The sequence below is a fragment of the Nonomuraea fuscirosea genome (assembly GCF_035917475.1).
Classification (GTDB): domain Bacteria; phylum Actinomycetota; class Actinomycetes; order Streptosporangiales; family Streptosporangiaceae; genus Nonomuraea; species Nonomuraea fuscirosea.
The window spans coordinates 2,797,187-2,822,205 of the sequence record NZ_CP109074.1 but is presented as its reverse complement, the minus strand read 5'-3'; the positions used below and the strand labels follow the sequence as shown (position 1 = coordinate 2,822,205).

The 25,019-nt window shown below is 70.7% G+C and carries 22 protein-coding genes; 5 read left to right on the top strand and 17 right to left on the bottom strand.

Annotated features, from left to right (window positions below):
- Positions 1 to 30: 30 nt before the first annotated feature.
- The 3 genes from OIE67_RS12710 to OIE67_RS12700 form a co-directional block, all read right to left on the bottom strand.
- Entirely contained in the window at positions 31 to 747 is a 717-nt protein-coding gene (locus OIE67_RS12710) for a hypothetical protein (RefSeq protein ID WP_326639767.1), read from the bottom strand.
- 270 nt (positions 748 to 1,017) lie between these two features.
- On the bottom strand, positions 1,018 to 1,914 hold the full coding sequence (locus OIE67_RS12705) for a S66 peptidase family protein (protein ID WP_106251423.1): 897 nt from the start codon (positions 1,912 to 1,914) through the stop codon (positions 1,018 to 1,020).
- A complete protein-coding gene (locus OIE67_RS12700) occupies positions 1,901 to 2,623 on the bottom strand; it encodes an SIR2 family NAD-dependent protein deacylase (RefSeq protein ID WP_326645343.1) in 723 nt (240 codons plus the stop codon). The genes OIE67_RS12705 and OIE67_RS12700 overlap by 14 nt, the downstream gene beginning before the upstream one ends.
- A 45-nt stretch (positions 2,624 to 2,668) precedes the next feature.
- Between OIE67_RS12700 and OIE67_RS12695 the strand changes: the two genes are divergently transcribed.
- Positions 2,669 to 3,553 (top strand): sulfotransferase family protein, encoded by an 885-nt coding sequence (locus OIE67_RS12695; RefSeq protein WP_326639765.1) that lies wholly within the window; start codon positions 2,669 to 2,671, stop codon positions 3,551 to 3,553.
- Here OIE67_RS12695 and OIE67_RS12690 read toward each other — a convergent pair.
- From OIE67_RS12690 to OIE67_RS12630, 13 genes are all read right to left on the bottom strand, one after another.
- Positions 3,525 to 5,411: an ABC transporter ATP-binding protein gene (locus OIE67_RS12690; protein ID WP_106251427.1), complete on the bottom strand. Its 1,887-nt coding sequence runs from the start codon at positions 5,409 to 5,411 to the stop codon at positions 3,525 to 3,527. The two genes, OIE67_RS12695 and OIE67_RS12690, sit on opposite strands and share 29 nt — an antisense overlap.
- A 321-nt stretch (positions 5,412 to 5,732) precedes the next feature.
- Positions 5,733 to 6,557 (bottom strand): enoyl-CoA hydratase/isomerase family protein, encoded by an 825-nt coding sequence (locus tag OIE67_RS12685; protein ID WP_106251429.1) that lies wholly within the window; start codon positions 6,555 to 6,557, stop codon positions 5,733 to 5,735.
- A gap of 123 nt (positions 6,558 to 6,680) precedes the next feature.
- Positions 6,681 to 6,896: a helix-turn-helix domain-containing protein gene (locus OIE67_RS12680; protein ID WP_020547488.1), complete on the bottom strand. Its 216-nt coding sequence runs from the start codon at positions 6,894 to 6,896 to the stop codon at positions 6,681 to 6,683.
- 113 nt (positions 6,897 to 7,009) lie between these two features.
- The gene (locus tag OIE67_RS12675) at positions 7,010 to 8,608 is read right to left on the bottom strand and encodes an ABC-F family ATP-binding cassette domain-containing protein (RefSeq protein ID WP_326639750.1); all 1,599 of its coding nucleotides are present in this window, start codon (positions 8,606 to 8,608) and stop codon (positions 7,010 to 7,012) included.
- A gap of 112 nt (positions 8,609 to 8,720) precedes the next feature.
- Positions 8,721 to 11,300, bottom strand: coding sequence for an exo-rhamnogalacturonan lyase family protein (locus OIE67_RS12670; protein WP_326639748.1), 2,580 nt, complete (start codon positions 11,298 to 11,300; stop codon positions 8,721 to 8,723).
- A complete protein-coding gene (locus OIE67_RS12665; protein ID WP_326639747.1) occupies positions 11,297 to 11,905 on the bottom strand; it encodes a rhamnogalacturonan acetylesterase in 609 nt (202 codons plus the stop codon). Before OIE67_RS12665 ends, OIE67_RS12670 begins: the two co-directional genes overlap by 4 nt.
- 2 nt (positions 11,906 to 11,907) lie before the next feature.
- Entirely contained in the window at positions 11,908 to 12,822 is a 915-nt protein-coding gene (locus tag OIE67_RS12660) for a carbohydrate ABC transporter permease (RefSeq protein ID WP_326639745.1), read from the bottom strand.
- An 11-nt stretch (positions 12,823 to 12,833) separates the two neighbouring features.
- Positions 12,834 to 13,811 carry an ABC transporter permease gene (locus OIE67_RS12655; RefSeq protein WP_326639744.1) on the bottom strand — a complete coding sequence of 326 codons (978 nt, stop codon included), beginning with the start codon at positions 13,809 to 13,811 and terminating at the stop codon, positions 12,834 to 12,836.
- Positions 13,812 to 13,877: 66 nt separating this feature from the next.
- Positions 13,878 to 15,311, bottom strand: a complete 1,434-nt coding sequence (locus OIE67_RS12650) for an extracellular solute-binding protein (RefSeq protein ID WP_326639742.1) — start codon at positions 15,309 to 15,311, stop codon at positions 13,878 to 13,880.
- A gap of 119 nt (positions 15,312 to 15,430) precedes the next feature.
- Positions 15,431 to 16,060, bottom strand: coding sequence for a YesL family protein (locus tag OIE67_RS12645; RefSeq protein ID WP_326639740.1), 630 nt, complete (start codon positions 16,058 to 16,060; stop codon positions 15,431 to 15,433).
- Between the two features lie 123 nt (positions 16,061 to 16,183).
- Positions 16,184 to 16,840, bottom strand: a complete 657-nt coding sequence (locus OIE67_RS12640) for a DUF1961 family protein (protein ID WP_326639739.1) — start codon at positions 16,838 to 16,840, stop codon at positions 16,184 to 16,186.
- A 685-nt stretch (positions 16,841 to 17,525) separates the two neighbouring features.
- Positions 17,526 to 18,539, bottom strand: coding sequence for a LacI family DNA-binding transcriptional regulator (locus tag OIE67_RS12635; RefSeq protein ID WP_326639737.1), 1,014 nt, complete (start codon positions 18,537 to 18,539; stop codon positions 17,526 to 17,528).
- A gap of 164 nt (positions 18,540 to 18,703) precedes the next feature.
- The gene (locus OIE67_RS12630) at positions 18,704 to 19,228 is read right to left on the bottom strand and encodes a TetR/AcrR family transcriptional regulator (RefSeq protein WP_407674843.1); all 525 of its coding nucleotides are present in this window, start codon (positions 19,226 to 19,228) and stop codon (positions 18,704 to 18,706) included.
- Positions 19,229 to 19,374: 146 nt separating this feature from the next.
- Here OIE67_RS12630 and OIE67_RS12625 point away from each other — a divergent pair, with 146 nt between their 5' ends.
- Positions 19,375 to 20,193 (top strand): NmrA family NAD(P)-binding protein, encoded by an 819-nt coding sequence (locus tag OIE67_RS12625; protein ID WP_326639732.1) that lies wholly within the window; start codon positions 19,375 to 19,377, stop codon positions 20,191 to 20,193.
- A 266-nt stretch (positions 20,194 to 20,459) separates the two neighbouring features.
- Here the strand turns inward: OIE67_RS12625 and OIE67_RS12620 are convergent, their stop codons facing one another.
- Entirely contained in the window at positions 20,460 to 21,116 is a 657-nt protein-coding gene (locus tag OIE67_RS12620) for an acVLRF1 family peptidyl-tRNA hydrolase (protein WP_326639730.1), read from the bottom strand.
- Between the two features lie 377 nt (positions 21,117 to 21,493).
- On the opposite strand from OIE67_RS12620, the gene OIE67_RS12615 reads away from it, so the two are divergent.
- The 3 genes from OIE67_RS12615 to OIE67_RS12605 all read left to right on the top strand — a co-directional run bounded on the left by OIE67_RS12615 (position 21,494) and on the right by OIE67_RS12605 (position 24,824).
- Positions 21,494 to 22,561, top strand: coding sequence for an EAL domain-containing protein (locus tag OIE67_RS12615; RefSeq protein WP_326639729.1), 1,068 nt, complete (start codon positions 21,494 to 21,496; stop codon positions 22,559 to 22,561).
- Between the two features lie 77 nt (positions 22,562 to 22,638).
- Complete coding sequence (locus OIE67_RS12610) at positions 22,639 to 23,925, top strand: aminotransferase class V-fold PLP-dependent enzyme (RefSeq protein WP_326639727.1); 1,287 nt, start codon at positions 22,639 to 22,641, stop codon at positions 23,923 to 23,925.
- On the top strand, positions 23,922 to 24,824 hold the full coding sequence (locus tag OIE67_RS12605) for an endonuclease/exonuclease/phosphatase family protein (RefSeq protein ID WP_326639725.1): 903 nt from the start codon (positions 23,922 to 23,924) through the stop codon (positions 24,822 to 24,824). Before OIE67_RS12610 ends, OIE67_RS12605 begins: the two co-directional genes overlap by 4 nt.
- Positions 24,825 to 25,019 lie beyond the last annotated feature (195 nt).

The following is a 25,019-nucleotide window of genomic DNA, read 5'->3' as shown; positions in this document are numbered from 1 at the left end:
GAGCGCCGACCGGCCAGGACCGAAGGGAGCTCAGACCGCCAGGCGGGCCAGGACGCGGGCGAAGTCGGGCGGGGGCGCCACGACCAGCCTGGTCTGCCCGCCCTGGGCGACGATGTCGGCCCTGATGAGCGTCAGCCGCTCGTCGTGCCACCAGTACACCTGCTGGCTGAGCCCGTCCGTGCGCGCCGCGTGCACCCGCAGCCGCTCGATGGCCCGCACCACCCCGATCCCGTCCACGGGATGCAGCAGCAGCGTGTACGGGTCGGGCAGCACCACCAGCACGCCGTCCGCCGGCACCGGCAGATAGTCGCCCAGCCAGCGCAGATGCGTGGCGGCTGACGGGCTCGGCGCGGTCAGCCGGGTCACCGGCGTACCGGTCAGCTCGATGCTCTCGCTGCTCAGCCGCTCTCGCTCGCGGACGTTCGCCACGGCCAGCTCGATCGCCCGCCCGGTGGGCACCGGCCAGCAGCCGGCCTCCTCGGGCCGCACGGCCCTGGACCCCACGGTGAGCAGCTCGACCACGTCGGCGTTGAGGTGGCGGCCGACGACGCGGGTCAGGTCGGGCACCTCGTCCACGGCCTCCACCCGCAGCCGCAGCAGCGGCCGGGCCTGCTTCAGGTCGCACACGTCGAGCCGGTCGCCGGCGGTGGCCACGGCGTGGCCGAGGTGCTCGGAGACCAGCATCGGCCAGTCCTCCCTGGCCCTGCGCCCGGCCTCGCGCCGCAGCCCGGTCAGCCGGACGACCATCTCGCCGTCTCCGAGCCCTGCTCCGCGCCCACCTCCGCGCCCACCTCTGGGCCCACCTCCGGGCCCACCTCTGGGCCCATTCCCGGACCCGTCCGACGCCCCCGTCAACGTCACGGAGGAGCCGTCCTGGGCGAACTCGAAGGAAAATCCGAGGGACTCCGCGACCAGTGCGAGCAGCGAGTCGAGATCGACGTCTTCGACGGGCCGTCGCGAGGGCTCACGCCTGAACAAGTTCACGCGTCATGTCCCCTTCTGTCTGATTCGTCCCCCCTACCTTGCCTGCTCCCCGTTCCGGATCGAACCGGCCAGCGAGCACGATTCGGTATCGATAACACCAAGTGCATTCAGCCACACGCTCATCTGTGGCGACCCGTGCCCCACCGGCAACCCGGCCACCACGGGCACCCCGAGCGAGGCCAGCCGGTCCTCCAGCACCGGGTACGGGTCCCCGCAGCCGACCCACGACCCGAGCGCGATCCCGCGCACGCCGTCGAACACCCCCGCCTGCAGCAGCTGGGTGAGCATGCGATCGATCCGGTACGGCTCCTCCCCCACGTCTTCGAGGAACGCGATCCCGTCCGCGAACGACGGCTGCCACCGCGTGCCGCACATCGAGGCGAGCAGCGACAGGTTACCGCCGCGGAGCACCCCTTCGGCGCGTCCCGGCGAAAGCACCCGGTCACCCCGCACGAGCGGCGCGGGACCGAACAGCGCCTGCCCCATGCTCTCCCAGGTCAGCGGCTCGGGCCCGGCCTCGTCGCCGGCGATGACGTCGCAGGCGGCCATCGGCCCGTGCAGCGTCGCCACGCCCAGCTCGATCGCGAACGCGTTGTGCAGCGCCGTGATGTCGCTCGACCCGAGCAGCACCTTGGGCCCGGCCGCGCGCATGGCGTCCCAGTCGAGCAGGCCGAGCAGCCGCCCGGCCCCGTAGCCGCCCCGGCAGCAGAAGACCCCGGTCACGGCCGGGTCGCACCAGGCGGACTGCAGGTCGGCGGCCCGGTCGGCGTCGTCGCCCGCGAGGTAGTCGAGGCCCTGACGGTCGAGGACGTGCGCGCCCACCACCACCTTCAGGCCCAGCTCCTCCAGACGCCGGACGCCCCGCCTGAGCAGGACGGCGTTGGGCGGCCCCGAGGGGGCGACGATGGCTACGGTGTCACCTTGCCGCATCGATCAGCTCCTTGACGAGCGCGGGTAGTGCCTGGCCGATCGGTTCGTTGATCACCCGGTCGGCGAAGGGGTCATAGGGAGTGGGCTGGGCGTTGACGATCATCAGGGTGGCGCCGGCGTCCAGTGCCTCGCCGCACAGCCCGGCGGCGGGATGCACGGTCAGCGAGGTGCCCACGGCCAGGAACACGTCGCAGGTGCGGGCGGCGCGCTGCGCGGCCCGGATCACCTCGGGCTTGAGCGACTGCCCGAAGGAGATCGTGTTGGCCTTCTGGATGCCGCCGCAGCGCGAGCAGGGCGGGTCGTCCTCGCCGGCCGCGACCCGGGCGAGCACCTCTTCCATGGGCGTGATCAGCTCGCAGGACAGGCACTCGGCGCGGCGCATGGTGCCGTGGATCTCGATCACCTTCTCCGGCGAGGACCCGGCGCGCTGGTGCAGCTCGTCGATGTTCTGCGTGACGAGGGTCCGCAGCAGCCCCGCGCGCTCCAGCTCGACCAGCGCCAGGTGGGCGGCGTTCGGCCTGGCGTCCCAGGCGGCGTGATCGAGTCTGGCCCGCCACGAGGCCCGCCTGACGTCCGGGTCGGCGAGGTAGCGGTCGATGGTGGCGTCGGCCTCGGCCTGCGGATTCCTGGTCCACACGCCTTGGGGGCCGCGGAAGTCGGGGATCCCGGAGTCGGTGGAGACGCCCGCGCCGGTGAGGACGGACACCATCCTTGGCTCGTTCACCTGGCAAACGGTGTCACACTTACCTCTCGTATGCGACTTCCGCCCCACATCCTCGTGGTCAACGGCATCAAGGTCCGCCGCCCGGTCTTTCTGATCGGAGCGCCGCACTCCGGCGCGGACCTGCTGGCCCGTGCCTTGAAACGCTCTCCGGGTTTCCACGTGACGATGGGCCGCGCGAGCGTGGCGCACGTGGTGTACGCCTTCGCCCGCAAGCCGTCCATCGCCCGTACGTCCGGCGCCGTGCGCGTCCTGCGCGACGCGCTGTCCGAGTCGTGGCAGGTGCTGCCCCGCTCGTGCGGCGAGTGCGCCGAGTCGTGCCGGGACGCGGGCGGCGTCACCGGTACGGGCCCGTGCGTGTCCGCGAGCGACGTCACCCGCTTCGCCGACGGCAGCCCCGACCTGCTCTACAGCGTGCCCGTGCTGCTCCAGGCCTTCCCCGACGCCCGCTTCATCCAGCTCATCCGCGACGGCAGGGACGTGGTGGCCGACATGCTGGCCGATCCGGCGTGCCTGGCCTGGTTCAAGCCGGCCATGGTGGCGGAGCAGACCGAGTTCCCCAACGCGTTCCTCGGCGTCAACAAGGACGAGCACCTGCAGCGCTGGAAGACGATGCCGGCGGCGGGCAAGAGCGCGCTGCGCTGGCGCGGCGCGGTGCGGCTGAGCGCCGAGCTGCGCCGCACGCTGCCCGGGCCGCAGCTGCTGACCGTGCGCTACGAGGACCTGGTCGGCACGCCGCCCCAGGCCGTGGCGACGCTCGCGGAGTTCCTGGAGACGCGGGTGTCGAAGGTCGTCATGTACGACACCGCCGTGCCCAAGGTCGGCGCCTGGCGGACCCGGCTGCGCCGCGAGGACCTGGAGCTGGTGGAGAAGGTGGCCAGGGAGGAGCTCAGGCGGCTGGGCTACCGGAAGAACTGAACTGGGTGCGGTAGAGCTCGGCGTAGAGCCCGCCGCGCGCCAGCAGCTCCTCGTGCCGGCCGCGCTCGGCGATCCGGCCGTCGTGGACGACGAGGATCTCGTCGGCCTCCCTGATCGTCGAGAGCCGGTGCGCGATGACCAGCGACGTGCGGCCCTCCAGCGCCGTCTTCAGCGCCACCTGCACCGCGGCCTCGGACTCCGAGTCGAGGTGGGCGGTGGCCTCGTCGAGCACGACCACCCTGGGCGCCTTCAGCAGCAGCCTGGCCAGCGCCAGCCGCTGCTTCTCGCCGCCGGACAGCCGGTAGCCGCGGTCGCCCACCACGGTCTCGAGACCGTCGGGCAGGCCGGCGATGAGCTCGCCGATCTGCGCCGCGCCGAGCGCCTGCCAGATCTCCTCGTCGCTCGCCTCCGGCCTGGCGTAACGCAGGTTGGCGCCGATCGTGTCGTGGTAGAGGTGGGCGTCCTGCATGACCACGCCGACGGTGTCGCGCAGCGAGCCGAGCGTGGCCTCGCGCACGTCGAGCCCGTTGATCCTGACCGCGCCCTCGTTGACGTCGTAGAGCCGCGACACCAGCGAGGTGATCGTGGTCTTGCCCGCGCCGCTGTGCCCGACCAGCGCGATGAGCTGCCCCGGCCGCGCCGTGAAGGACACGCCCTCCAGCACCGGGTGGGACGGCCCTGAGTCCTGCCTGGCCACCGACTCCAGCGAGGCCAGCGAGACCTCCTCGGCGGCCGGGTAGCGGAAGCGCACGTCGTCGAACTCGATCGTGACCGGGCCCGCGGGCACCGGCACGGCGCCGGGCCGCTCGGCGACCATGGGCTTGAGGTCGAGGATCTCGAAGACGCGGTCGAAGCTCACGAGCGCGGTCATCACGTCGACGTGCACGTTGGACAGCGAGGTGAGCGGGCCGTAGAGGCGCATGAGCAGGGCGGCCAGCGCCACCAGGGTGCCGAGCTCGAAGGCGCCGGAGACGGACAGGACGCCGCCGATGCCGTAGACGAGGGCGGTGGCCAGCGCCGCGATCAGGCCGAGCGCGACGCGGAAGACGGTGCCGTACATGCCGACGGTCACGCCCACGTCGCGCACCCGGGCGGCGCGGGCGCCGAAGACGGCGGCGTCGTCCTCCGGCCTGCCGTAGAGCTTGGCGACCGTCGCGCCCGCCACGTTGAAGCGCTCGGTGGTGACCGAGCTCATCTCGGCGTCGAGCTGCATCTGCTCGCGGGTCAGCGCCGACATGCGGCGGCCGACGTATTTCGCCGGCACGATGAAGATCGGCAGCAGCACCAGCGCGACCAGCGTGACCTGCCACGACAGCGCCAGCATGGCGCCGAGCACCAGAACCAGGCTGACCACGTTGGCGACGACCGAGGACAGCGTGCTGGTCAGGGCGCGCTGGGCGCCGATGACGTCGGTGTTGAGCCGGCTGACCAGCGCGCCGGTCTGGGCGCGCATGAAGAACGCCACCGGCATGCGCTGCACGTGGTCGAACACCTCGGTGCGCAGGTCGTAGATGAGGCCCTCGCCGATGCGGGCGGAGAACCAGCGCTGCGCCAGCGTCAGCCCGGCGTCGACCAGCGCGAGCGCGGCGATGGCCACGGCCAGCCAGACGATCACGCCCGGCCTCTTGGGCAGGATGCCGTCGTCGATGATCGCCTTCATCAGCAGCGGGTTGGCGACCACGATCACCGCGCCGGCCACGACGAGCGCGAGGAACGCGGCGATCTGCCTGGTGTACGGGCGCGCGTAGCCCGCGATGCGCCGCACGGTGCCCGGCCGCAGCCGCTGCTTGGTGACCGAGCCGTCGCGCCGCAGGGACGCCATCATGCTCGGGCCGAAGCCCCCACCCATCATCGCCATGCGGGAGATCCCCCTTCCTCCGCACGGGACAGCGTCGCCGGGACGCCCGGGGATTCCCGGCTCAGCTCACCGCGAAACTCGCTCCGGGAAGCCCCCTTCTCCGCGCGGCGCTCTGAGGCACGCTGAGCTGTTTTCCCGCCCCACTGTCAGTCGTACCCGTCGGCGGGGCCGACCGGCGGCCCAGGGGCCGCACAGCCCCTCACGACCGGCCGGCAGCGCCGGCGCCTGAGTGACGAATCAGCCCGACTGCCCCCAGAAGCACCGAACCGGCCGTCAAGCCGCGAACCACCCCCGGTCCGGCCCGAAGCGCTGAGCCGCGGCTCAGCCCGACCGGCCGAAGAGTGCCTTGATGCGTGCCGCCTGCTCGATCCCCTCGGCCACACTCTGCTCCTCCAGGGTGCGTGCCTGCGCCCCCTGGAGGAGCCGCTTGGTCGCCACAGCCGCGTCCCGGTTCGTCGACAGCAGCTGCGCGGCCTTGTCCTTCACCGCTTGGTCCAGGTCGCCCCCGGCGACCACTCTCTCCGCGAGGCCGATGCGCATGGCCTCTTCGGCGTGCACGGTCCTGGCGGTCAGGCAGATGTCGATCGCCTTGGCCAGGCCCACCAGCTCGACCAGGGGCTTGGTCCCCGTCAGGTCGGGCACCAGGCCCAGTGCGGGCTCTTTCATGCAGAACGAAACGTCTTCGGCCACGATCCGCAGGTCACAGGCGAGCGCGAGCTGGAATCCCGCACCGATCGCGTGCCCCTGCACTGCGGCGATGGAAACGATCTCCGGGCGGCGCAGCCACAGGAACCCCGCTTGGGCCTGTCTGATGCGCTGCTCGAAGCCGGTGTCCCCGTCTGCGGCCACCGAGCTGAACGAGCCCTGTCCGGGCACCCCCTCAGATGTGAACGTTCGCAGGTCTATCCCTGCCGAGAAGGACGGTCCCTCACCTTTCACGACGACGACGCGTACCTGCTCGGGCAGGTTCTCGCCGATGCGAGCCAGTTCCGACCATGTCGCGAACGTCTGTGCGTTGCGCTTTTCCGGCCGGTCCAGCGTGATCGTCGCTATCTCACCGTCCACCTCGTAACGGACCCCGTTCTGCGCCGAGGCAGAGCCGTCGTCCGTATTCCCCCCGCGCTGTCGCGCCTGCGCTTCCGCCATCGCCCGCTCCCTTGTCCGGAGTGCTGACCGTCGCGCCCGAGCTTATAGAATATGATTCTGGCCCGGACGCGACGGCGGCTGACTAGGGACGGGCGGCTGCGGTCGCACGTTCCGAGGCGGCCGTCAGCGCTTGGACTTGCCTCGGGTCGCCCCGCCGCGTCCGCGCAGAGTCACACCGGACTCGCTGAGGATGCGATGGATGAACCCGTAAGACCGACCGGTCGAAGCGGCCAGGGCGCGGATGCTTTCGCCCGCGGCGTAGCGCTTCTTGAGATCGCCGGCCAGTTTTTCCCGGTCGGCCCCGGTGACCCGGGTGCCCTTCTTCAGTGTCTCGGCCACGAGTACCTCCTGTAGTGCCGGACTTCCGCAGCGTTACTCCGCCATGATCAGTCATTTCAGCGGGATCGGCTACCTACTCCACGGGAAAAGATCCGTACCCACTCAAATTAAGATCAGGCAAGTGCCACAAGATCGGAAAATTCGGCGCTCCATGCGTCTTCAGTTCCGTCAGGTAGCAAGATCACCCTATCCGGTGACAGGGCGTCAACGGCACCCTCGTCGTGGGTGACTAGGACGATTGCTCCTGAATACGACCTCAGAGCGTTGAGGACCTGCTCCCTGCTGACCGGGTCGAGGTTGTTCGTGGGCTCGTCGAGCAGCAGCACGTTGGCGCTGGAGAGCACCAGCATGGCCAGCGCCAGCCGGGTCTTCTCGCCGCCGGACAGCACCCCGGCGGGCTTGTCGACGTCGTCCCCGGTGAACAGGAACGAGCCGAGCACCTTGCGCAACTCGGTGTCGGTGAACCCGCCGCCGGCCGAGCGCATGTTCTCCAGCAGGGTCCTGCCGGGGTCCAGGGTCTCGTGCTCCTGGGCGTAGTAGCCGATCTTGAGGCCGTGACCGGGGCGCAGCTCGCCCGTGTCGGGCTGCTCGATCCCGCCCAGCAGGCGCAGCAGCGTGGTCTTGCCCGCGCCGTTGAGCCCGAGGATGACGACCCTGTGACCTCGGTCGATGGCCACGTCGACGTCGGTGAAGACCTCCAGCGACCCGTAGGTCTTGGACAGGCCCTCGGCCATGAGCGGGGTGCGGCCGCAGGGCTGGGGATCGGGGAAGCGCAGCCGCGCCACCTTGTCGCCCTTGCGCTCCTCCTCGGTGCCGGACAGCAGCCGGTGCGCGCGCCGCATCATGTCCTGGGCGGCCTTGGCCTTGGTCGCCTTGGCCCGCATCTTGTCGGCCTGCGCCAGCAGCGCCCCCGCCTGCTTCTCGGCGTTGGCCCGCTCGCGCTTCCTGCGCTTCTCGTCGGTCTCGCGCTGGGCCAGGTAGGCGTTCCAGCCGACGTTGTAGTGATCGATCACGGACCGGTTGGCGTCCAGGTGCAGGACCTTGTTGACCGTGGCTTCAAGAAGGTCGACGTCGTGGCTGATGATCACCAAGCCACCCTGATGACTGCGCAAAAAATCGCGAAGCCAGCCGATTGAGTCCGCATCTAGGTGGTTTGTCGGCTCGTCGAGAAGGAGAGTTTCCGCTCCGCTGAAAAGAATTCGCGCCAATTCCACGCGCCTGCGCTGACCGCCGGAAAGCGTTTGCAAGGGCTGCCCGAGCACCCGGTCGGGCAGGCCGAGACTGGAGGCGATGGAGGCCGCCTCCGACTCCGCCGCGTAGCCGCCCAGCACGTGCATCTGATCTTCGAGCCGGCCGTAGCGCCGCACGGCCTTCTCCCGGGTGCGCTCGTCGGCGGAGGACATGCCCACTTCCGCCTCGCGCAGCTTGCGGATGACCTCGTCGAGCCCGCGCGCGGACAGGATGCGGTCGCGGGCCAGCACCTGGAGGTCGCCGGTGCGCGGGTCCTGGGGCAGGTAGCCGACGCTGCCGGTGGTGGTGACGCTGCCCGCGGCGGGCAGGCCCTCGCCCGCCAGCACCTTGGTCAGCGTCGTCTTGCCCGCGCCGTTGCGGCCGACGAGCCCGATCTTGTCACCGGGGTTGACCCGGAAGGTGGCTTTCTCGATGAGCAGGCGCGCGCCCGCGCGCAGCTCGATATCATTCGCAATGATCATGGTGACCGGTACACTCCCGAGCTAGGAAACGAGGATTGGGCGTGCGACGCCGGTCAATCGGGAGCATGCATACCGATCAGTGTAGGGCCCCTGGAAGGGGCCCCACCTCTCCTTAACGTGCCGTGAGGTGCTTGCCGATCAGCACCAGGTTGTGGATGGCGGCCAGTCCGTACTGCGCGGCGCTGTTGGTGCTGACGAACGGCGCCTCGTGCACAGGGTGCGGCACCCGCGGCCCGTCCACCAGGGTCAGCTCCCAGTTCTCCTGGTGTTGCAGCGGGTTGCGGTTGAGCTGGTCGCCCTCCCCCAGGCGGAACTTGCGCCACGCCCAGGCGGCCAGCTCGGCGTCGTCGGTGCGCGCCGCCGCGTACGCCGTCAGCCGGCTGTGCGCCTGGATCAGCGAGATGCCGCTCAGCCGCCGCCCGGTCTCCGCCTCCTGCTGCTCCGGCGGGGCGAGGTAGAGGCGGCAGTACTCCAGCCAGGCCCGCTCGAACCCGGGCACGTCCAGGTCGAGCGCGATCAGCTCCGCGCACATCTCCGGCAGCCCGAACAGCGACGACAGATGCGAGATCGAGATCTGGTCACGGCTCGTGTCGAACCGGCCGGTGTCCAGATCCAGCCGCCCCTCGCCGGTGAGGAAGCGGCGCGGCATCGCCCCGATGCCGGCCATCGTGCCCAGCAGCCGGTCCCTGGCCCGCTCGTCCCCGTGCCGCTCCCACCGGGTCAGCCAGGCCGCCGCCAGCGAGCCCCAGTCGGTGCCGAGCCCGACGGACAGCGCCGAGCGGTCCGAGGTGTAGACGTCCTCGCGCACCTTGCGCAGCGGGTCGATGGCCAGGAACGTCTCCTCGGGGACGCTGAGCTCGTCCATGAGGTCGCCGGTACGCTCGTCGGCCGTCAGGTAGTAGTAGAAGCGCCGGTAGGCGGCGTTGGAGATGCGCAGCTGCTTGCAGCTGCAGCCCCAGTGCTGCACGTTGTGCCGGCTGCCCAGGCCCTTCCACCGGCCGAGGTGATAGACGTCCACCTCGCCGGTGTGGCGGCACATGGCCTCGGCGAAGCGGAAGACGTCGGCTCGTCCCGTGCGCAGATACTGCAGCCACAGCCACAGGTCGGGCGACAGCTCCGAGTTGTCCCAGGCGTAGCCGCCGACGTCGTAGCGCCAGGTGTGCCGGTCGGAGTCGTAGGTGTGCATGACGTCGCCGTAGTCCCAGAACCCGTACCAGCGGCGCTGCTCGCGTTCACGTTCGTACAGGTCGAACAGGAAGTCCAGCCGGTCCTCGATCTCGGCGTGCGCGGGCGTGGAGCGGTCGGGCAGGCCCCACACACCGAACACGTCCGCCGCACGCACGCGCTCGGGGCTCGCGGCGAGCAGCGCGGGCGCGTTCACGGCGGCGGCGTGCGCGGCCAGCTCGTCCGCCGTGGGTGTGGCGTCGTGGACGCGCAGGCTCAGCTCGTGCGTACGCGCGATGCCCCGCGGATCGCCGAACCCCGGCTCGTAGTCCTCGTACGTGATCTCCAGCCCTTCGAGCTGCTCCTCGAAGGTGTCCTGGCCCATGCCGTCGTGATAGAAGCGCAGGTCCATGGCCGGGGCGGACGGCGACCAGAGCCAGATCGTGGCGGTGGCCACGTCGGTGGCCGCGTTCCTGACGTCCAGGCGGGTGGGGTGCAGCCGCCAGAAGTCGCGCAGCCCGAAGCCGAGGCCGCCGCTTACGCCGCCGACGTAGCCGTACCCGGCCGAGCGGGTGCCGGCCGGGATCGTCACCCAGCCGTGCCCCTCCTTGGTGCGTTTACGCAGCGTGTAGCCGTCGGCGGAGCTCTGGTCGAGGGTGTAGTCGCCCCAGGTGGGGATGAGGTGCAGCCGCCTGGCGACCTCGGGGTCCAGCTCGCCGGCCGGGCGGCCCTCGACCTGGGCGCGGCGCGCGGCCTCGCCGGGGTCGCGGCGCAGGCCGGTCAGCCCGCGTACGGCCTCGGTCAGGAAGCCGTCGCTCCCGGCCAGGCGCACGTGCCGGTCGTGCGGCTCGTCGCGCATGACGACGTCCGCGCTCAGGCCGAGCCCGGCCAGGAAGTCGCGCTCGGGGTCGCCGTCCCAGACGAAGGTGTGCAGGATCCGCACCTGCTCGGCGCCGGCGTAGAAGTAGAGCCGGACGGTGAAGGGCAGCCAGTCGCCGTGCCGGCCCTCCAGCCGGACCACGGCGCGCAGGGGGCCGTCCTGCTCGACGGTGACGCTCTCGACGACGCCGGCGGCCCGTTCCCTGGCGACGTGGCCGTCCTCCTCGGGGGTGGGCTCGCTCTGGCGCAGGCTGACCAGGCGGACGTTCCTGGCGACCTCGCGGCTCCCGCGCGAGATCGAGCGGGCGACCGTGCCGCCGCCGATCGTCCAGGTGACGACGCCGGTGCCGACGATCAGGTCGCCGTCCCGCCGGGTCACGGTGACGGAGTTCTCGCCGAGATCAGCGGCCTGCGCAGCGGGTTCAAGCCGGTAGTGCTCGGAGTGCGGTCCCGCGCCGGCGGCGTGGGCGGACCACTTGACCGAGCCGTCGGGCCAGGTGGCGGTGACCCAGCTCTGCACGGGCACCGGGCGCCCCTCGGCGTCCGACAGCGCGAACGGCGTGTCCCGCTCGACCGCGCCGCGTGGCCACGGGACGCCCCAGGTCACTCCTTGGTCTCCAGGACGGTCCAGCCAGCGCAGTACGGTCATGCGAGTTCCTTCAATCGCTCGGCGACGATCGCGGCCACCTCGTCGGCGCCGCGGAAGCAGAAGTGGGTGTCGTCGGCCACGCCCTCGGGGTAGAGCGGGTGCGCCCCCGGCGGGAAGTGGGTGAACAGGGCCTTCGAGCCCTCGGGGCCGAGCCGTTCGTACAGCTCGGTGGTGGCGGCGGTCAGGTCGATCAGCGGCACGCCCCCGGCGGCGGCCAGCGCGCGCACCTGATCCGGGTAGCCGCCGTGCGTCGGGACCAGCCGCGCGCCGTCGAACCTGCGCCGCTGCACCGGCGTGCACAGCACCGCGAGCGCGCCCGCCGCGCGCGCCTCCCCGACGAAGGCGCGCAGGTTGTCGCGGTAGGGCAGCTCCGGCTCCTTCTGGTCGTTGTGCCCGAACTGGAGCACGACGACGTCTCCGGCGAGGATCTCGCGCACGAGCGCCGCCCAGAGCCCCTCCGCCCGGTGGCTTGCCGTGGTGGCGCCGCCCTTGGCGAAGTTGCGGACGGGAACGCCGACGTACGCCCCGAGCTGCGCGCCCCACCCGGACATCGGCGCCTCGTGCGCCGGGCAGGACGCGACGGTCGAGTCCCCGGCCAGCAGCACGGTCACTCCTTGACGCCCCCGATCAGCACGCCCTTGGCGAAGTGCTTCTGCAGGAACGGGTAGAAGAACAGGATCGGCAGCGTCGCGATGACGACGACCGCGAACTTGAGGCCCTGCTCGGGCGGCACCCAGGTCCGGTCCATCTGGGAGAGCGCCGCCGCGGCGTCGGTGTTGGTGAGCTGGCGGACGAGGATCTGCAGCGTCCACTTGTTCGGGTCGCTGAGGTAGAGCAGCGGCGACATGTAGTCGTTCCAGATCGCCACCGCGTAGAACAGCGAGAACGTCGCGATGATCGGCTTCGACAGCGGCAGCACGATCTTGAAGAAGACGCCCATCTCGTTGCAGCCGTCGATCCGCGCCGCCTCCTCCAGCGCCTGCGGCAGCTCCTGGAAGAAGCTCTTGACGATGATCAGGTAGAACGGGTTGATCGCCAGCGGCAGGATCAGCGCCCAGTAGCTGTCGAGCAGCCCGAGGTCGCGCACCACCAGGTAGGTGGGGATCATGCCACCGGAGAAGACCATCGTGAAGATGACCAGGTTGAGCACCAGCGTGCGGCCCGGCAGGTACCGCTTGGCCAGGGGGTAGGCCATGGTGAAGGTCAGCAGCACCTGCACCACCATGCCGACCGCCGTCACGACCACGGTCGTGACCAGGGCGCGGACGAAGGTGGGGGTGGCGAAGATGTACTCGTACGCCTCCGTGACGATCTTGTGCGGCCACAGGAAGAACGGCCGGGTGGAGATCTCGGCCTCGTTGGCGAGCGAGCCGGCCAGCACGTACAGCAGGGGCAGCACCGTGATCAGCGCCAGCGCGACGAGCACGACGACGTTGAGCGCGTCGAACACGCGGCTGCCGAGCGAGCCGTTGTTGTCGACCTTGAGCTTGGCCGGCTTCTTGGTCTCGGTCATGGTGGACATGTCCGGCCTCCTCAGAACAGTCCCCGCTGGCCGAGACGCTTGGCCAGCCAGTTGGAGCCGAAGATCAGGATGACGCCGGCCACGCCCTTGAACAGGCCGACGGCGGTGGAGTAGCTGATCGCGCCGTTCTGGATGCCGGCGTAGTAGACGTAGGTGTCGAACACGTCGGCCACCGAGCGGTTCAGCGACGTGGTCATCAGCCAGATCTGCTCGAAGCCGGTGTCCAGCAGGTTGCCCGAGGCCAGGATCGCCATGACGACGACCGTCGGGCGGATCGCGGGCAGCGTCACGTGCCAGAGCTGGCGGAAGCGGCCCGCGCCGTCCATGCGGGCGGCCTCGTACAGGTTGGGGTCGACCCCGGCCAGCGCGGCCAGGTAGATGATCGTGCCCCAGCCGGTCATCTTCCACAGTTGCTGCAGGATGATCAGGGGCCGGAACCACTCCTCCTGCGCCATGTAGTCGATCTTCGCGGTGTCGCCCAGGAGGTCGCGCATCCAGCCGGACAGCACGCCGAAGTCCGCCGCGAACAGCACGTACGTCAGCGACGCGACGATCGTCCAGGACAGGAAGTGCGGGATGTAGATGAGCGACTGGATCGAGCGCTTGAGGATGTTCAGGCGCAGCTCGTTCAGCAGCAGCGCGACGACGATCGGCGCGGGGAAGACGATGAGGATGTGCAGCAGCGCCAGGAAGAGCGTGTTGAACATCAGCCGGCCGAAGTCGGGTCCTGCGAACAGCTCCTCGAAGTGCTTCAGGCCGACCCAGGGGCTGCCCGAGTAGCCGAGGAACGGCACGAAGTCCTGGAAGGCGATGGTCACGCCGTACATCGGCAGGTACTTGAACAGGACGAAGTACGCCAGGCCCGGCACGAGCATCAGGTAGAGCCAGCGGTAGCGCAGCACCGCCGTGCGCAGCGGGACCTTGTCGGCCCGGCGCTTCTTCGCCTTGGGCGCCGCCTTCGAGGGAGGCGTCGCCAGGTCGGTGGCCACAGCGGCCTCCTTTCGTATGAGGGGCCCGGCGGGTGTGCCCGGGCCCCTCAGGCGAGCGGTCGGTGACTACTTGGGCAGTTTGCTGAGCAGGTCGTTGATCTCGGCCACGATCTGCGTGCCGCCGCCGTCGTACCAGCGCTTGATCTCGCCCTTGAGCTGCTCCTCCGTGATGGCGCCCGACAGGAACTTCACCCGGGCGTCGGAGACGATCGTGTCGATCTGCGGGCCCCGCTGGACCTGTGTGGGGGCCACGACGGGCAGCGCCACGTTGTGCACGGCCGTCTTGAGGTCCTCCTCCATCAGCTCCTTCTGCAGCGCGACCATGTTCCGGTACGGCTCACCGGGCGGGACCCGCTGGTAGGCGATGCCGCCGATGTCGACCGTGCCCTTGGTGCTGAGCTGGATGAAGGCGTCGTCCACGTTGTCCTGGACGGTCACCACCGCGGGGTCGTCCTCGTTGATCAGCGTGGCGGTGTCGCCGTTGTCGACCTTGAAGTTGCGGCCCTCGATGCCGTTCTGGAGCAGGACCTGGCCCTCCTTGGTAGCCAGCTTGTCCAGCGTCTTCAGCACGTTGTCCAGCTCGGCCTCGGTCCGCACGCTCTGCTTGGAGATCGCCAGCGAGTCGGCGTAGCCGGTGAACGGGTAGGAGTACTTCTGGCCGTCGGCCTTGGCCAGGTTGCCGACCATGGCGACCTTGTCGCCGTAGTTCTTGTCACCCTCCTCCCTGAACAGGTCGAGGACCTGGCGGGAGCGGATGTTGACGTCGATGATCATGCCGCCCTTGCCCTGGTGGAACGGCTCGTTCCACTTGGCCGAGTCGAGGGTGGCGAAGTCGGGGTTGACCATGCCCTCGTCGACCATCTTCTTCAGCCACCTGTTGGCCTCGAGGAACTCCGGCGTGTCGAACCCGGGCACGACCTTGCCATTACGCTCGCCGTAGCCGTTGGGGGCGCCGAACCAGGTCTCGATCACGTCGTACGGGCTGGCGCTGGCGTAGTTGCCCGGCCACTTCGGGATGATGAGGCCGTAGGTGTCCTTCTTGCCGTTGCCGTCGGGGTCCTTCTCCGTGAACGCCTTGGCGACCTGGTAGAAGTCCTCGATCGTCTTCGGCTCCTCCAGCCCGACCTTCTTCAGCCAGTCCTTGCGGATGACGATCGCCGAGCGCAGCAGGGGCCGCATCCGGTAGAGGCCGTAGATCTTGCCGTTGATGGAGGAGTTGAGCGCCGTGCGCGCGTCGGCCGGCTTCAGGTTCGGGTACTTGTCCAGCTTGTCGGTCAGGTCCCAGAACGCCCCCGCCTCTGCGGACTTGACGAACGCCGGCAGGTGCGGGTCGACCACCACGACCTGCGGGATGTTGTCCGAGGCCAGGGTGACGTTGATCTTCTCGGTGTACTCGGCGTTGGGGACCCAGGTGACCTTGATCTTCTTGCCGATGAACTTCTCGATGGCCTGCTGCATCTCGCCGGTCGGCTCGGGAGCCGTGCCGAACAGCTTCGACATGAACGTGATCGTGTTCGGATCGGACTGAGGCGCGTCGCCACCGCCCGAGCAGGCCGAGGCGGTGAGAGCGGCCGTTAGCGTTAACACACCGGCAAGAAGCCGACGGCGACGGGATGCGCTCATGAGTTCCCTTTCGAATGCAGGCGCGCCTCGTTCTCCTCGAAGAAGCGCAGGCAGAGCCACGTATTGAGATAGATCCACGCGCCGAAGCTGATCATCGGCGCCAGGATCGGCGCCACCGAGGTCGCGAAGGCGATGGCTGAGAGCGCTAGCAGCAACAGCACGGACGAAGCCGGACGCATCAGCGCTAGCTGCGCCGCCTTGGGCCAGTAGGCCCGCAGCGGCAGGTCGTAGTGCGCGTAGAGCGGCCCCACGTACGCCCCCACACCCGCCAGTGCGATGAGAGCCACGAAGGTCGCGATCCTCGGCGCCCCCATGCCGGGCCCGAGGGCGGAGAAGTAGAGGTAGTTGCCGATCAGCACGACAGCGGCCAGCGCCCCCGGCAGGACCAGCAACGAGGCCCGGGCGAACTCCCGCCGGTAGACGGTCCAGAATTCGCGCCAAACCTGAAACGTTTCATTACGAGCATGCCGCCGAGCCAGCGTGTAGCCGGCCACGGTGGCGGGCCCGACCCCCAGAACCACGCCTCCCGCGAGCGTGAAGGCAAGCCAGGCGAGGTTCAGCCGGACCGCCCAGATGAGCTCTGAGCAGGCAGCTTGAAACCTGATCGACATGGCGGGATGGTTCATCCGGCACCACCTTCTCGTGGCATGTGCACGGATACGGGGGTGGAGTATTGCACCGTGGTTCCTGCCCAGTTACAAGCGAGTGAACGGCGGTTGGTGCGAAATTAGTGTTGAATCGACTCAAAGTCAATGACGGGACACGCGGAGATTTGCGTACTCTCCGATCAGCGGAGCCATCTGCCGGAACCCGATCTTGCCTCCTGCCAGGGCGGAACCGCCGATCGAGCCGTCGTCCCGCCACCGGAACGAGACCAAATCGTTGATTGCGAAGCTCACCGCTCCCCCCTTGACCTCCAGTCGCACGGCATAGGGCCCCTCGGCGTCCAGCACCCCCGGCAACGGATCCGGCCCCTGGGCGACCAGGTGGAACCCGTGACTCTTGCGCAGATTGCAGGTGTGCAGGGCCCGCTCGGAGGCCCACATGCGGCGGAAGTAGGACACGTGGTAGGCGTCGATGTCGCCGTGGTGGTACTGCTCGTAGGGGCCGTCGCGCAAGCTCAGGCCCGGATCGAACAGATCCTCACCGTTCCGGCCCCGGGCGTGGAAGAACATGATCGCCAGCCCCGGCTCCCTGACCGGCCAGAACTCCCACTCGATCCGCACACCGTCGGGAAACTCCTCAGGACACCACAGCACCAGATTCGCCGCCTGCCCCTCGGCCGCCGCCCGCCGGCTCTCGAGCCGCATCCGCCCCTGCGGAAACGACACCGCCCCGTCCCCCTCCATCCGGAACCCGGCGAGGTCGTCGGGGGTGGCGAGGGGATTGCGGTAGATCTCACCCACGTCAATTCCTCCTGCTCGGCTGTGCCGCCGAACGTAGTACACCCACCCGGCCGCGCGCTTCCGGGAGAGCACGGCCGAGGCGGCACGGAATGGACTGCCACGCCCTGCGGGTCCGTGCCGGCGTGTTGTCGCATCTGCCCAGGTGAACGGGCACTCTGGCCGCCGCCCGCATGGCGCCGGGCCCCTCCGTACACCTCCTCGCCGCCGCGGCGCGCCAAGTGTGCGAGGAGGTGGACGCGCTCGGGACGGACGCGCTCGGAATGCACGTGCCGGGGGGTGTGCGGGCCGGCGGTGTGCCGGAGCCGCGAGACGGACGGACACGCTCGGGATGCACGTGCCGGGGGGTGTGCGTGCCAGCGGGTGTGTGCCGACGGCCTGCGCGCTGGGGGTGTGCCGGGGCAGCGAGGCGGACGGATGTACCGAGGAAGCGACCAAGCCTTCCCACGCTTCGACCCACCCGTCCCCACACCGGCACGCCAGCCGTTCCCCACGCCAGCACACCCTCCGCACCCCCACCTCTTCCCGCACCCTTGGCGCGCCGCGTCGGCGGAAAGGCGTACGGAGGGGGCCCGGCGCAACGCGTACGGCGACCGGCACACCCCGTTCACCTGGGCAAACATGCACCCATGGCATCGGGCAACTGGGACAGAACGCAGAGGGCCGGCACCCCGACAGCGCTCCAAGGTCAGCGGCGGTAGGCGCTGGATTCTCGGATCACCAGGTCGGGCTGGAAGATGACCTGCCGATGCCGATGCTGTTCCGGCTCGGCCACCTCCTCCAGCAGCAGGTCGATCGCCGTACGCCCAAGGAGCTCCCGCGGCTGACGGACCGACGACAGCGGTACGGCCGCCGCCGCGGCGAAGTCGATGTCGTCGTACCCGATGATGGCCAGGTCCTCGGGCACGCGCAGCCCGTGGGACGCCATCGCCTGTAAGAAGCCGAGCGCCATCATGTCGTTGGCGCAGAAGGCGGCGGTCGGGCGTTCGTCGGCGGGCAGGGCGGCGACGCGTTCGCCGATCGCGCGGCCCTCGGCCACGGTCAGGGTGGGCGCGGAGGAGGTGAGCAGTTCGACGGCGCCGCCGGCGGCGGCGACGGCGCTGGTCACGCCCGCGTGCCGGTCGGCCACCTGTTTGATGGACGGCGGCCCGCCCACGAACATGATCCGCCGGTGCCCGCGTTCGATGAGATGCGCGCCGGCGATCTGCCCGCCGAGCCGGTCGTCGACGGCCACCGAGCACTGGAGCCCGGTCGCGGGGCTGTCGACCAGCACCACGGGGGTGCCGCGGGCGATCAGCTCCTCCAGCCAGGGGGTCTCCATCTCGACCGGGGTGATCAGTATGCCCATCACCCGTTGCTGTTCGAGCTGGTCGAGGTGGCGTCGTTCGCGGCCGGGGTCGCCGGCGCTGTTGCAGAGCACCACCATGGTGTCGTGGTCGTCGGCCACCGCTTCGGCGCCTTGGGCCACGTCCACGAAGAACGGGTTGGACACGTCGAGCACGACGAGCCCGACCGTCCTGCTGCGGCCCACCCGCAGGTGGCGGGCCACCTCGTTGCGGACGAACCCGAGTTTCTTGATCGCTTCGAAGACGCGTTCCCGCGTGGCCGGGGACACGATCTCCGGGCGGTTGAGCACATTGCTCACCGTGCCCACTGAGACGCGCGCCAGCTGCGCGACCTCCTTGATGTTCCTGGTCGCCATCGATCCTCACGAGGCCGTGCTGCTGAAAATGCGGGATCCGCCGCCCGGGACGCCGGGAGGAGCGCCGGAAGGGGGCAGGACACGCTGGATACGGCGTACCGCAGACGGCGGTTCACCGGGACTTCGGCTCATCATAGCGGCATTCAAGATTTTTTTGAATCGTCTCAACGACTCGGTGCGGGGGTGGCCGCTCCGGCCTTCATCCCGTCGAGCATCAGCCGCAGGTAGCGGCCCGGGTCGGCGGCCACGGGCGCGGGCAGGTCCTCGGGATGGCAGGTGAAGACGTTCAGCAGGTGGATCAGATCCTGTACGCCGACGTCCCGGCGCATCGCCCCCTCGGCCTGCGCCCGGCGTACGATCTCGTCGAACCGCTCCTCCCACCGCGCCCGCACACGCGCGAACTCGGCACGCCGCGCGATCACCTCGTCCGGCAGCACGGCCAGCGCGGTGGACAGCGCGGCCCGGCCCGGCTCCGCGACCCAGCAGACGAAGTCCCAGATCGCGCTCCAGGCGTCGGCGGAGCCGCGGTCGGCGGCGTCGAGCGCGTCCGCCATCGTGTGGATGTAGTGGTCGCCGACCGCCGCGATCAGCGCGTCGCGGTCGGGGAAGCGCCGGTAGAGCGTGCCGACGCCGACGCCGGCGCGTTTGGCGATGGCCTCCATGGGCGCGCCGACGCCGCGCTCGGCCACGACTTCGGCCGCCGCCTCGACGATCTTGCCTAGATTGCGCCTGGCGTCCGCGCGCACGTACGACCTCCAAGTGGACGATCAGATTCCGGTTAGTGTACCGTCCGCATAACCGGAATACGAGATTCCACTTATGCGGAGGTTTCCTGATGATCGTGGTCACCGGCGCGACCGGCTCCATCGGCCGCGCGCTCCTCACCCGGCTGAGCGGCCACGAGGTGCTGTCGGCCGTCCGCCGCCCTGCCGACGACCTCGGCAGTCCGTACGCGCTCGCCGACCTCAACGACCCCGCGACGATCGGCGCGCTGCTGTCGCCCGGCGACCGGCTCTTCCTCAACAGCTCCCTCTGGCCCGGCGTCGTGGACGCCCACCGCGCCGTCATCGACCTGGCCGCCGAGGCGGGCGTCGCGCAGATCGTCACGGTGTCGGTACGGGACGCCGCCCCCGGCGGCAGGCTCGGCCTGGGCGTGCACGGCCTGATCGACGCCCACCTCAGGCAGGCCGGGGTGCCGTGGGCCGTGCTCCAGCCGAGCGGCTTCATGCAGAACCTGCCGGGGGATTTCGCCGGCGGCATCATGTACGGCGCGTACGGTCCCGGCCGGATCAGCTACATCGACGCCCGCGACATCGCCGATGTGGCCGCCACCCTGCTGACCTCGCCCGTCGGCCCCGGCCGCGCGTACGTGCTGACCGGCCCCGAGGCCCTGTCGCACGACGAGATCGCCGCCGAGGCCGGCAAGGCTCTGGGCCGGACGGCACGGTACGTGGACCTGCCCGTCCCTGAGCTGGCCGCCCGCCTGGAGCGCCAGGGCCTGCCGCAGCCGCTCGCGCTCGACCTGGCCGAGTTGCAGGCGCAGACCGGCGACGGCAGCTGGGCGCCGGTCACGACGACGGTCCGGGACGTGACCGGCCGAGCCCCGCGCACCCTGGCCGACTTCCTCGCCGACCATGCCGCCGCCTTCTCCTGAGCTCGCGTACGAGCTGAGTTTCTCCTGATCACGCACACGAGCTGGGCTTGCCCTGACCCCGCACACGAGGCCGGCGACTTTCGGTCCTCACGGTTTGCACGTTGGCCAGGCGCACGGGCGGGCGACCCGGCTACACGTTTGCCCGGGCGCACCGGCAGGCGCATCGCCGTACGCGTTGCGCCGCGCCCCTTCGTACACCTTCCCACCGACGCGGCGCGCCAAGGGTGCGGGGAAGGGGGGGAGGGGTGGTGCGCTGAGGGAACCCGTCACGCGGGGTCGACGACGCGGATGCGTACCGCACGGAACAAAGCGGGTGTGTCGCGCAGGACGGTCAACCGGGGATCGGGCACCACCAGGAACGGCTCCCGCTCCAGCGCCAGTAGCGGCGCCAGCCGCCGGTCCGGCCTCAAGGCGTCCACCGCCCTGCGGTCGCCGCCGAACATCACCCCGTCCAGCAGCTCCAGATGCGGGGTCAGCACCCGGACCGCCGTCTCCACCGCGTCGTCGTACGCCTGGGCGGCCTGGTTGCGCCGCCGCCTGGCGAAGCGCTGCTGCGACCACCCGCCCGCCGCCGTACGTCCCTGCACCAGCCGCGAGCCGACCTTGGAGGCCACCAGCGCGCCGCCCTGGAAGACGCCCGCCGCGTAACCGCCGAGCCGCACCAGGAACACCCCGACCCGCCGCTCGGCGCGGGCGTGCGTGACGAGGCGGGTGACGTGCGGCGGGCCGGGCGGCGTCATGGGCGGGAAGGGCACGTGCAGCTCGGCCACCGCGCCGTCGGCGGCCACCAGCCGCACCGCCCGCTCGTCACCGGTCGCGGAGAAGGGCCCGTGCCGCCCGGCGAACCCCTCGATCCACGGATGCAGCCGCTCCGGCGGCACCGTCACCCACCGACCGCCACCCCTCGCCGGACGCGCGCTCATCCCCGAACCCTAGCCAACGCCTTCACCGCACCACTCGACGAGCGTCTCTCACGCGCGCTCGCAAAACCGTCCATGGCACGGCATGCTCCGTGACCTGACCCGTGACGGGCACTCGTCGCACGCCCCGCGCCTTGGAGCTCGTGACCGGCGCTCGTCACACGCACCCGCGCCTCAAGACCGTGACGGACACCGTCGCACTCATCCGCGTAAGGAGACCCGACGGGCGTCGCACGCGCCATGGACCATGACGGACGCTCGTACGCACGCGCCCGCGCGAGACGCCGTGCCCGGCGACCGCCGACCACCGCCCGTCCAGCGGCCGGTGGCAGGCCGCCGTAGCGGGGAACCCTAACCGAAATGTCGGTTAATTCTGTTTCGTGAGGCTTCTGGTACGCGAGCGACGGGAGCACCATCTGTACGTGTCCTCCCTGCTCACCAGTCCCCTGGTGGACCTCGATACCGGTGCCGTCATCGCGCACCCCGCCACCGTGGACCCCACCGGCTCGCTCAGGGCGGCGCCCCTGCCCATGATCATCGAGCTGCCGGTACGCACGGTGCTACCGGGCGCCGGCACGCTGGCTCCCCTGCACGAGGCGCTGAGAAGGGCGGGCCGGCATCCGCGCGAGGCCATCCTCCTGCTCACCGGAACGTGCCAGGAGCAGGACAGGCCGCTGCTCAAGGTGGGTCTCGACGGCCTGCGTACGATCGGCTATCTGCTCGGCTTCGCCGGCGTGGGCTCAGCAGGCCCGGCGCTCGACCTGGTCGCGGGGGCGGCCCCGTACGTGCTGGCCCTCGATCCCGACGTGGTGGCGCGCGTCCCGGCGGATCACCGGGCGACCTCGGTGGTGCGGGCGGTGGCGTCGCTGGCGCACGACGTCGGCGCGCACGTGCTGGCGCCGGACGTGCGGCGCGAGGCACAGGTGGCGGTGCTCCGCGGCCTGGGTGTACGGCTCGCGCACGGCCCTCTGCTCGCGCCAGGCCCAGACGGCAAGGTACGCGTGCCGCTGCCGGTCGCGGACGAGTCGCCCGCCACGGTCATGCTGGGCCCCCGGGTGCAGGAGCTGCTGCTGCCGGCCGTGACCCTGCCCGCGGAGGCGAAGGCGGAGGAGGCGGTGGCGGCCTTCGGGCACGAGCCGACGATCACCAGCGTCATCCTGGTGGACGAGTTCCAGCGGCCCAAGGGCAGTCTGGACCGCAGCCGGTTCCTGCTGTCGTTCGCGGCCCGGTATGGACACGCCCTGCACGGCTCGAAGCCCGCCCAGCGCCTGGCCGACCCGCCGCGTACGGTCCCGCGCACCACCCCGGCGATAGCGGCCATGCAGGCGGCCGGCCGGGACGCGGCCCGCGTCTACGACGACCTGGTGGTCACCGACGAGCTGAACCGTTGCCTCGGCATCGTCCGCGTCTCGGACCTGATCAGACAGGTGAGCGCGATCCGGGCCTGACGATCTCCACGAGTCCCGTGCCGTGCGACCGCGATCCGCGGCTGACAAGAGCGTGGCGGCCGGGATAGGAAGTAATCATGCTGAACAGACGGACCCTGCTCGGAGCCGGTGTGTTGTCCGGGGTCGCGGCGTGCACGGCGGACTCCCCCAAGCCGAAACCGGCCGCCACGGCCTTCGACCCGGCCGACTGGGCGTCCGTCAGAGCTCAGTTCGCCCTCGACCCGGCCGCCGCGCACTTCGCCGCGTTCGTGCTGGCGCCCGCCCCGGCGCCGGTCCGGCAGGCGATCGCGACGCACCGCGACGCCCTGGACGCCGACCCCGAGTACACCCCGCCCGGCGGCGAGTTCCCCGACACGACGGTACGCGAGGCCGCCGCCCGCTACCTGGGCGCGGAGCCGGGCGGGATCGCGCTGACCGACAGCACCACGATGGGCCTCGGCCTGCTCTACTCCGGGCTCGGCCTGCGCAAGGGTCAGGACGTGCTGACCACCGAGCACGACTTCCTGGCCACCCACGAGGGCCTGCGCCTGATGGCCGCGCGCACGGGCGCGAAGATCCGCAAGGTCGAACTGTACGAGGACCCGGCCCGCGCCTCGGCCGACCGCATGGTGTCGGCGATCAAGGAGGGGCTGGGCCCGCGCACCCGCGTGGTGGCGATCACCTGGGTGCATTCGAGCACGGGCGTGCGCGTGCCGGTGCGGGCCGTCGCCGACATGCTGGCCGAGGTGAACCGGGGCCGCGACGAGCACGACCGGGTGCTGCTGTGCGTGGACGGGGTGCACGGGTTCGGCGCCATGGCCGACGACGTGGCGGACCTGGGCTGTGACTTCCTGGCCAGCGGTACGCACAAGTGGCTGTTCGGGCCGCGCGGCACGGGCATCGTGTGGGGCCGCGACTGGGAGCCGGTGGCCCCGATCGTGCCCAGTTTCAGCGCGGCGGCGTTCAACGCCTGGCAACTGGGCGGCGAGCCGACGGCCAGCACGGCGGATCTGGTCACGCCCGGCGGCTACAAGGCGTTCGAACACCGGTGGGCGATGCCGCAGGCGTTCGCGTTCATGATGGGGATCGGCAAGGACCGCGTCCAGCAGCGCACGCAGGAGCTGGCCACCAGGCTGAAGGCCGGGCTGGCCGGGATCTCCCACGTCACGCTGGCCACGCCGCAGGCGCCGGAGCTGTCGGCGGGGCTGGTCTGCTGCGCGATCACCGGCATGCAGCCGCTCCAGGCGGTGGAACGGCTGCGCGCGAAGAAGGTGCTCACCAGCGTGACCCCGTACAGCCACTCGCTGCTGCGTTTCGGCACGAGCATCGTGACGACACCCGAGCAGGTCGATCTGGCGATCAAGGCCGTGGAGGAGCTGGTATGAACGAGGCCGAGCCGTACGGGCCGCTGATCGGCACCCGCGTCCGGGTGCTGACCTGGAACGTGTGGGGCAAGTCCGGCCCGTACGCGCGGCGGGCGAAGGTGATCGAGAAGGTGGTGCGCGAACACGACCCCGACGTCGTCACGCTGCAGGAGTGGGCAGGCCAGACACTCGGCTACGAACACGTGACCTCGTACGGCGAAGGCGGGGGCACCGAGGAGGCCGAGGACGCCGGGAGCGCGCAGGGGGCCGTGGGCGCGCAGGACGCCGGGGGCGCCGAGAGCGCCGGAGACGCGGAGGGCGCGAAGGGAGCCAAGAACCCGGAGGGAGCCAAGAGTGCGGAGGGAGCCGCGTGTGCGGTGCTGTCGCGCTGGCCGATCACGCGGCGGGAGGAGCGCCGCCTGCCGGGCGGTGACCTCCCCGGCAGCGCGCTGTTCTGCGAGCTGGCCGGCCCGCGCGGCCCGTTACAGGTGTTCAGCGTCATCATCGGCGCGTACCGGCTGGACGAGTCGGGAGCGCGGCAGGAGCAGGTACGGGCGCTGACCGCGTTCGTCGGCGAGGTCGCCTCACGCCGGCGTCCCGCGCTGGTCTGCGGCGACTTCAACGCCGGGCCCGACAGCGACGAGATCAGGATGCTGACCGGCCGCACCGTGCCGCCGACCCCCGGCGTGGTCTTCTACGACGCGTGGGAGGTGGCCGGCGACGGCGGCCCGGGTCACACCTGGTGCGACGCCAACCCATGGGCGCGGCCCGGCCTGTATCCGCCACGCCGCTTCGACTACGTCCTCAGCGCCTGGCCGCGAGCCGGCGGCGCGGGACATCCGGTGCGCTGCGAGGTCGTGGGCAACGGCCCGGACCCGGGCTCCGACCACTACGCCGTCCTGGCCGAACTCCGCTACTGACCATAAGCCGCCACCGACCACATCACCGCCACAACCAACACAACAGCCCGCCACCCCCGACTACGCCCGCCACGTCGCCGCACCACCACCTTTCCACCGCCACCCCACCGACCGTCCAGCCCTCATCAGACGCGCAACCACCGCGTCCGCTGCGCTGCGAGGTCGTGGACGACGGCCCGGACCCGAGCACACAGC

What these genes read in the sequence shown, in the direction of transcription:
- OIE67_RS12710 (WP_326639767.1), bottom strand. Translation starts at nt 747, where the DNA reads ATGGTCGTCCGGCTGACCGGGCTGCGGCGCGAGGCCGGGCGCAGGGCC.
- OIE67_RS12690 (WP_106251427.1), bottom strand. Translation starts at nt 5,411, where the DNA reads ATGGCGATGATGGGTGGGGGCTTCGGCCCGAGCATGATGGCGTCCCTG.
- OIE67_RS12645 (WP_326639740.1), bottom strand. Translation starts at nt 16,060, where the DNA reads ATGAACCATCCCGCCATGTCGATCAGGTTTCAAGCTGCCTGCTCAGAG.
- OIE67_RS12635 (WP_326639737.1), bottom strand. Translation starts at nt 18,539, where the DNA reads ATGGCGACCAGGAACATCAAGGAGGTCGCGCAGCTGGCGCGCGTCTCA.
- OIE67_RS12695 (WP_326639765.1), top strand. Translation starts at nt 2,669, where the DNA reads ATGCGACTTCCGCCCCACATCCTCGTGGTCAACGGCATCAAGGTCCGC.
- OIE67_RS12700 (WP_326645343.1), bottom strand. Translation starts at nt 2,623, where the DNA reads ATGGTGTCCGTCCTCACCGGCGCGGGCGTCTCCACCGACTCCGGGATC.
- OIE67_RS12660 (WP_326639745.1), bottom strand. Translation starts at nt 12,822, where the DNA reads ATGTCCACCATGACCGAGACCAAGAAGCCGGCCAAGCTCAAGGTCGAC.
- OIE67_RS12685 (WP_106251429.1), bottom strand. Translation starts at nt 6,557, where the DNA reads ATGGCGGAAGCGCAGGCGCGACAGCGCGGGGGGAATACGGACGACGGC.
- OIE67_RS12610 (WP_326639727.1), top strand. Translation starts at nt 22,639, where the DNA reads ATGCTGAACAGACGGACCCTGCTCGGAGCCGGTGTGTTGTCCGGGGTC.
- OIE67_RS12620 (WP_326639730.1), bottom strand. Translation starts at nt 21,116, where the DNA reads ATGAGCGCGCGTCCGGCGAGGGGTGGCGGTCGGTGGGTGACGGTGCCG.
- OIE67_RS12705 (WP_106251423.1), bottom strand. Translation starts at nt 1,914, where the DNA reads ATGCGGCAAGGTGACACCGTAGCCATCGTCGCCCCCTCGGGGCCGCCC.
- OIE67_RS12650 (WP_326639742.1), bottom strand. Translation starts at nt 15,311, where the DNA reads ATGTCGAAGCTGTTCGGCACGGCTCCCGAGCCGACCGGCGAGATGCAG.
- OIE67_RS12670 (WP_326639748.1), bottom strand. Translation starts at nt 11,300, where the DNA reads ATGACCGTACTGCGCTGGCTGGACCGTCCTGGAGACCAAGGAGTGACC.
- OIE67_RS12625 (WP_326639732.1), top strand. Translation starts at nt 19,375, where the DNA reads ATGATCGTGGTCACCGGCGCGACCGGCTCCATCGGCCGCGCGCTCCTC.
- OIE67_RS12605 (WP_326639725.1), top strand. Translation starts at nt 23,922, where the DNA reads ATGAACGAGGCCGAGCCGTACGGGCCGCTGATCGGCACCCGCGTCCGG.
- OIE67_RS12675 (WP_326639750.1), bottom strand. Translation starts at nt 8,608, where the DNA reads ATGATCATTGCGAATGATATCGAGCTGCGCGCGGGCGCGCGCCTGCTC.